Annotated in this window: 8 protein-coding genes; 1 reads left to right on the plus strand and 7 read right to left on the minus strand. The window is 59.7% G+C overall.

Translation table 11 applies throughout. The features are described from left to right. Positions 1 to 170 precede the first annotated feature (170 nt). The 5 genes from FQ185_RS29955 to FQ185_RS29975 form a co-directional block, all read right to left on the minus strand. Complete coding sequence (locus FQ185_RS29955) at positions 171 to 869, minus strand: OmpW family protein (RefSeq protein WP_149420590.1); 699 nt, start codon at positions 867 to 869, stop codon at positions 171 to 173. A gap of 221 nt (positions 870 to 1,090) precedes the next feature. After that, positions 1,091 to 1,609, minus strand: coding sequence for a DUF3299 domain-containing protein (locus tag FQ185_RS29960; protein ID WP_149420591.1), 519 nt, complete (start codon positions 1,607 to 1,609; stop codon positions 1,091 to 1,093). Between the two features lie 11 nt (positions 1,610 to 1,620). Continuing rightward, positions 1,621 to 2,886 (minus strand): ABC transporter permease, encoded by a 1,266-nt coding sequence (locus FQ185_RS29965; protein WP_149420592.1) that lies wholly within the window; start codon positions 2,884 to 2,886, stop codon positions 1,621 to 1,623. Between the two features lies 1 nt (position 2,887). Then, positions 2,888 to 3,598, minus strand: a complete 711-nt coding sequence (locus FQ185_RS29970; RefSeq protein WP_149420593.1) for an ABC transporter ATP-binding protein — start codon at positions 3,596 to 3,598, stop codon at positions 2,888 to 2,890. Between the two features lie 97 nt (positions 3,599 to 3,695). Beyond that, on the minus strand, positions 3,696 to 4,259 hold the full coding sequence (locus tag FQ185_RS29975) for a DUF2796 domain-containing protein (protein ID WP_149420594.1): 564 nt from the start codon (positions 4,257 to 4,259) through the stop codon (positions 3,696 to 3,698). 135 nt (positions 4,260 to 4,394) lie between these two features. On the opposite strand from FQ185_RS29975, the gene FQ185_RS29980 reads away from it, so the two are divergent. Next, a complete protein-coding gene (locus FQ185_RS29980; RefSeq protein ID WP_149420595.1) occupies positions 4,395 to 4,742 on the plus strand; it encodes a hypothetical protein in 348 nt (115 codons plus the stop codon). Here the strand turns inward: FQ185_RS29980 and trxA are convergent. Further along, positions 4,739 to 5,611 (minus strand): thioredoxin, encoded by an 873-nt coding sequence (gene trxA / locus FQ185_RS29985; RefSeq protein ID WP_149420596.1) that lies wholly within the window; start codon positions 5,609 to 5,611, stop codon positions 4,739 to 4,741. The genes FQ185_RS29980 and trxA overlap by 4 nt on opposite strands. 122 nt (positions 5,612 to 5,733) lie before the next feature. Continuing rightward, positions 5,734 to 5,810 (minus strand): IS3 family transposase (locus FQ185_RS31265; RefSeq protein WP_346243103.1); only part of this gene is annotated, 77 nt, incomplete at its 5' end.

Here is a 5,810-nt window from a genome sequence, read left to right on the forward strand (position 1 = left end):
ACCCGCGCTACCGGAACAGTAGTCCTGCACTGCTGCCAGTTTTACTTGCTCTGTGTACTTACCCATGACACCCCCAAAGGTTGTGTTCAACCTTTGGGGGTCAGTTCACTCTGCGTGGGAACGATCATAAAAAAGGCGCCTGTCGAGGCGCCTTTTTTTATACGGCGTATTTAGAACTTGTAACCCAGGCCAACCATGTAGATGAACGGGTCCACATCCACATCGACCTTGGCCCGAGTGCCCGGTGCAACCGCGTTGTTTTCCACGGTCGCGGTGGTATCGATGTCGATGTAACGCACTTGGGCGTTGATCATGACGTTGTCGGTCAGCATGTAGTCGGCGCCGACCTGAAACGCCATGCCCCAGGAGTTTTCTGCCTTGAAGTTGCTGAAGCCGTTGGCCTGGGCTTCGCTGCCGACGTTCTCGTCGTAGATCCAGGTGTAGTTGATACCGGCGCCGACATACGGCTGGAACGCGGATTTCCCGTCCAGTGGGTAGTACACAACGCTCAAGGTTGGCGGCAAGTGTTTCAGGCTGCCGAGTTTGCCGTTGGCCGCGCCCAAAGCGGTGCCTTTGATCTTCACGTCATGCTCGAACGGCGAGGCCGCGAGCAGCTCGATCCCCCAGTGGCTGTCGATCATGTAAGCGAAGTTCAGACCCAATTGCGTGTCGCTGCTCATGGTGGCCTTGCCACCCAGGTCAGCCCCGGCCAGCGGGCCTTGATCGACCTTGACGCTGGAACTGTCAGCTTTCGGGTTGACGGTAATTGCACCGGCACGAACGATGATGTCGCCTGCGGTGTGGGCGTAGGCGAGCGGGGCGGCGAGCGAGAGGGCAAACAGCGAAGCGCAGAGCGCGGACTTGTGCATGGGTGCTCCAAAGGACGTTAAAAATGTTCGATGTCCAATGGTACGGAGCCGTCTGGTACGGTCTTTTGATTCAGCTCAATGGATCGGTGATGTCCCTGATTTTTTCTTTACCTTTGAGGGCCTCATCGCGGGCAAGCCCGCTCCCACAGGATTTAGGTGATCCCTGTGGGAGCGGGCTTGCTCGCGAAAGCTATCTATCAAACACCACAGAACTACCGGATTCACTCTGGCAATTCATACGCATAAATCTTGTCCGCCTCCATCTGATACCCGGCATCCGCCAGCTCGCTGGTCGATGCTTTAACCTGCATAGAACCTTCGATCCAGTACGGCTGATACAGCTCATCAAGCTTCACGCCGACTTCGCTTTTCACGTGCACGATCTGGTTCGACGGCGGTGGCGGTACGTGAATGCAGGCGCCGAAATACGGGACCAGCAGAAACTCCGTGGTGCGGCCTTCTTCACTCACTTCCAGCGGCACGATGTAACCCGGCAAACGAATGTTCTGACCGTCGAGACTTTTCACCACCGGCGCGTTGGGCATGTCTTGTTTTGCCGCTGGCGCCGATTCGGCGGCCAGCGCGCTGCCGATCTGCGACAGGTCGTGCAGCGGCGTCATGTTCGGTACTTCCGGCATGGCGTCCGGCGGGATCATCTCCGACCAGGTCAGCTCTTTCGGCTCGGCCGCCCACAGTGGCAGGGCGACCAGCATCAACAGGGCAAGCACAGCGCGGGGCATCATAAACATCCTCATAAACGGATCGACAGGCCATCGGCCAGGGATTGGCGATATGCGCGCCAGGCCGGCACGCAGCCCATCAATAACGCGGCGATCAGGATGCCACCGAGTAGCATCCATTCATATTCGCTCGGCCAGGCCAGCGGCAAGTACAAGCCGTAATTGGCTTGCACATAACCTTGGGCCACGGCGATGCCCGCATATAAAAGAGCCACCCCGGCAATCACGCCCGACAAGGCCAAAGCAAACGCCTCCAGCACCAGCAAAGTCGCGATGTGCCATGGCCGCGCGCCCACCGAACGCAGAATCGCCATCTCGCGACGCCGTTCGTTGAGGCTGGTGAGAATCGCCGTGAGCATGCCGATCAACCCGGTCAGCACCACGAACAGTGAGACCACGAACAAGGCTTTTTCAGCCGTGCTCATCAAACTCCACAACTCCTGCAGCGCCACGCCCGGCAGGATCGCCAGCATCGGTTCGCCACGGAATTCGTTGATCTCACGTTGTAGTGCGAAGGTCGAAATCTTGCTGTTGAGGCCAAGCATGAACGCAGTGATCGCCTGCGGCGTCAGGTCCATGTTGCGTGCCTGATCGGCACTGATCCGACCATTTCCCCGGGCCGGTACACCGTTATGCCAGTCGACGTGAATCGCTTCCATGCCGCCGAGGCTGATGTGCAGCGTGCGGTCCACCGGGGTGCCGGTGCGTTTGAGAATGCCGACCACAGTGAACGGCTTGTCGTCGTGTTTGACCAGGCTGATCACCGCCACGCCGTGAGCCAGCACCAGTTTGTCGCCGAGTTTGTAGTGCAGCGCATCGGCCACTTCGGCACCCAGTACCACTTCGAACGGGTCGGTGGCAAAGGCGCGGCCGTCGGCCAGTTCCAGGTGTTGTTGACGGCCGTACTGGTAATGCTCGAAGTAAGCCTCGGTGGTGCCCATCACCCGATAACCGCGATGGGAATCGCCGAGGGACATCGGAATGGCCCACTTCACTTTCGGGTTGTTGGCGAAGTGTTCGAAGCTGTCCCAGCGGATGTTGTTGGTGGCGTTACCGATGCGGAACACCGAGTACAGCAGCAGGTTCACCGAGCCGGAGCGCGCGCCAACGATCAGGTCGGTGCCGCTGATGGTGCTGGCGAAACTGGCCTTGGCTTCGGTGCGCACCCGTTCCACGGCCAGCAACAGGCAGACCGACAGGGCAATGGCGAATGCAGTGAGGATCGCGGTGAAGCGGCGGTTAGCGAGGCTGGCCATGGCTAGACGAAACAAATACATCTCAAACCTCGAACGGAGTGGCGGCGCGATTGAGTTCGGTCAGCGACAGGTGGCGGTCGAACAGCGGCGCCAGGCTCTGGTCGTGGCTGACGAACAACAGGCTCGACCCGGCCTCGCGGCATTCGGCGAACAGCAAGCGAATGAAGTTCTCGCGAGCGTCGTAATCCAGGGCCGACGTCGGTTCGTCGGCGATCACCAATTCCGGTTGACCGATCAATGCGCGCGCGGCGGCGACCCGTTGTTGCTGGCCGATGGACAGCGAATCGGCGCGGCGACTGAGGATGCTTTCATCCTTCAGGCCCAAGTGGGCGAGCAGGGTGGCGGCGGCTTGATCGACGCTGCCGTGGCGCTGTTTCGCACGCTCGGCGCGCAGTTTGGAGAAGTGGCAGGGCAACTCGACGTTTTCGCGAACCGAGAGAAACGCCAGCAAGTTGAACTGCTGGAAGATGTAGCCGGTGTGATCGACTCGGAAATGGTCGCGGGCACCGGCCGAAAGTTCGGTCAGTTCCTGGCCCAGCAATCGGATACTGCCGCGATCGGGCTTCTGCACACCGCCCAGCAGGCCGAGCAGGGTAGTCTTGCCGCTGCCGCTGGGGCCTTTGAGGAACAGGGTTTCGCCGGGTTCCAGGCGAAACGCGGGGATATCCAGCAGCGGCGGGTGACCGGGCCAGCTGAAGCCCAGGTCGGACAGTTCGATGAGTGCTTGGGTCATAGCGCCAATTTCATGGGTTTTGGGTACTTGTCTCAATTTCGAATCCAACACAAACCCTGTGGGAGCAAGCTCGCTCCCACAGGAAATGGGTGGTGGATCAGAATTTCAGGGCTGCGGCCTTGGCCGTCACTTCAACCCCTTGCTGCCCACTCGGGCTGATCAGTTGTACCTGAATCTTCTGGGTCGCCGGGAAGGTGTTGAAAATGTTCGCCAGGTCCAGGTTCTTCAGCGCTCCGGGTGCCGAACAGCTCAATTGGTAATGCGCGTGGATTTCGCTGTGGTCGTGGTGATGTTCGTCTCCGGCATCGTCGGCGTCCGGCTTGTCGCCGAACAACGGACTTTCCAGTTCCTGAGTCGCGACCACGCAGCCGGCGGCTTTGGGCAGGTTGAACAGCACCAGCGGTTTCTCAAGCTGCGCACGAACGGTGGCGACTTTGGCCTTGTCGGAATCGGTGGTGGCGGCGTGTTCGAACCCCACCAGGTTCATCGCCGGGCTTTCCAGTTCCAGCTCCAGGGTCTGACCGTCCAGCGCTGCGTTCAGGCGACCGACACCATGTTCGTGGGCGCTGAGGCTGCCGTGTTCATGATCATGTTCATCAGCGGCGTGGGCGATCGCCAGCGGTAACAGGGCAAACGGCAGAGCGAGAAGCAGACGGCGCATGGCGGGTCTCCGGAAAGGAAAATGAATAATTTGTTATGTAATCTTATAACGAAAGAGCCCAGAGTTTGACTGCCTGCTTGGCGTTGCACAAGTCCCATGGGAGCATGCGAGGGAGAAATGTGCAGGAGCAGACTTATGTTGCGAGTTCGCGGAAGCATCGGCGACTGGCCGGTGGATTTGACGCTGGAGATGGACGACGGCGACTGGGCACGGCTTGGCGCGCAGTTAAAAGTGGAGCAGACCGAGGCCAGTGCAGCGCCGGCCAAACCGCTGAATCAGGATGATGCGCTGTGGCAGATCGCCAAGGACCTGTTGCGCAAGGCGGGGCAATTGAGCGGCCCGGATTTACTGGAGCAGCTGGAAGGGCTGACTGGCAGCGGGGCCTCGGGCAAGCGCTTGTTGGTGCGCTTGCGCCATTGCCCGGACGTCAAAGTGGTGAGCGGCGGGGATACGCCGCTCTACAACTGGATCGAAGGGGCCTAGTACAGCGCTGCAAACAACTTGCGACGGTACGTAGTCACCAGCGGATGATCGTTGCCCAGCAGTTCGAACACCTGCAGCAAGGTCTTGTGCGGCAAGCCTTCGCTGTAGCTGCGATTGCGGATGAATAACTTGAGCAGTGCATCCAGCGCCGCGTCGTACTGCTGGCGGGCCAACTGCTGGATCGCCAGTTGATACACCGCCTCATCGTCCTGCGGATTTTTCGCCAGGCGCGCTTTCAGGTCAGCGGCATCCGGCAAGTTCTTGGCTTGGCCGAGAAACTGGATTTGCGCCTTGGCGCCGGCGAGGGCGGCTTTGTGCTCATCGCTTTTAACAGCGTCGAGCACAGTTTGCGCTTCACCCAGCTCGCCACGTTCAGTCAGGCAACGTGCATAGAGGATCAGTGCTTTTGCGTTCGTGTTGTCCTCGCCCAGCAGCACTTTGAGTGCGGCTTCGGCATCGGCAAAACGGTTGTCATCAAACAACGCCTGAGCCTGCTCAAACGGGTCGGCAGCGGCCGGCGGCGGCATTTGGACGTGAGGCTCAAGCATCGTGCGCACTGCGGACTCCGGTTGTGCACCGGCAAAACCGTCGACCGGCTGACCGTCCTTGAACAGCACTACCGTCGGCAGGCTGCGGATGCCGAAGCGCGAAACGATGTCCGGCTCGACGTCGCAGTTGACCTTGGCCAGCAGCAGCTCGCCCTGATAGCTCTCGGCGACGGTTTGCAGCATCGGCATCATGGCCTTGCACGGCGCACACCATTCGGCCCAGAAATCCACCAGCACCGGTTTTTGGAAAGAGTTCTCGATCACCGACTGCTCGAAATCGGCAGTCGTGGCGTCGAAGATGTACGGCGTTTCCTGATTCATGGGGGGATCTCGTAAAAGCGTGAATGGGGCAACTATACGACTTGGCGGGGTGTGGCCGGAAGCCAGAGTACCGATCGTTCCCACGCTCTGAACTGACCCCACAAAGTTGGACGTTTACCCATCTATGCCTGAGCGGCCTGAGTTCTGTATTCAACAGGACTCAGGCCGTTTAGCTTCAGTCTGATACGCGAGTGATTGT

The sequence above is a fragment of the Pseudomonas sp. ANT_H12B genome (assembly GCF_008369325.1).
Lineage (GTDB): Bacteria > Pseudomonadota > Gammaproteobacteria > Pseudomonadales > Pseudomonadaceae > Aquipseudomonas.

Bases quoted from the DNA above. Each gene is read 5' to 3' on its own strand.
- FQ185_RS29955 (WP_149420590.1), bottom strand. From the start codon at position 869: ATGCACAAGTCCGCGCTCTGCGCTTCGCTGTTTGCCCTCTCGCTCGCC.
- FQ185_RS29960 (WP_149420591.1), bottom strand. From the start codon at position 1,609: ATGCCCCGCGCTGTGCTTGCCCTGTTGATGCTGGTCGCCCTGCCACTG.
- FQ185_RS29965 (WP_149420592.1), bottom strand. From the start codon at position 2,886: ATGTATTTGTTTCGTCTAGCCATGGCCAGCCTCGCTAACCGCCGCTTC.
- FQ185_RS29970 (WP_149420593.1), bottom strand. From the start codon at position 3,598: ATGACCCAAGCACTCATCGAACTGTCCGACCTGGGCTTCAGCTGGCCC.
- FQ185_RS29975 (WP_149420594.1), bottom strand. From the start codon at position 4,259: ATGCGCCGTCTGCTTCTCGCTCTGCCGTTTGCCCTGTTACCGCTGGCG.
- FQ185_RS29980 (WP_149420595.1), top strand. From the start codon at position 4,395: ATGTTGCGAGTTCGCGGAAGCATCGGCGACTGGCCGGTGGATTTGACG.
- trxA (WP_149420596.1), bottom strand. From the start codon at position 5,611: ATGAATCAGGAAACGCCGTACATCTTCGACGCCACGACTGCCGATTTC.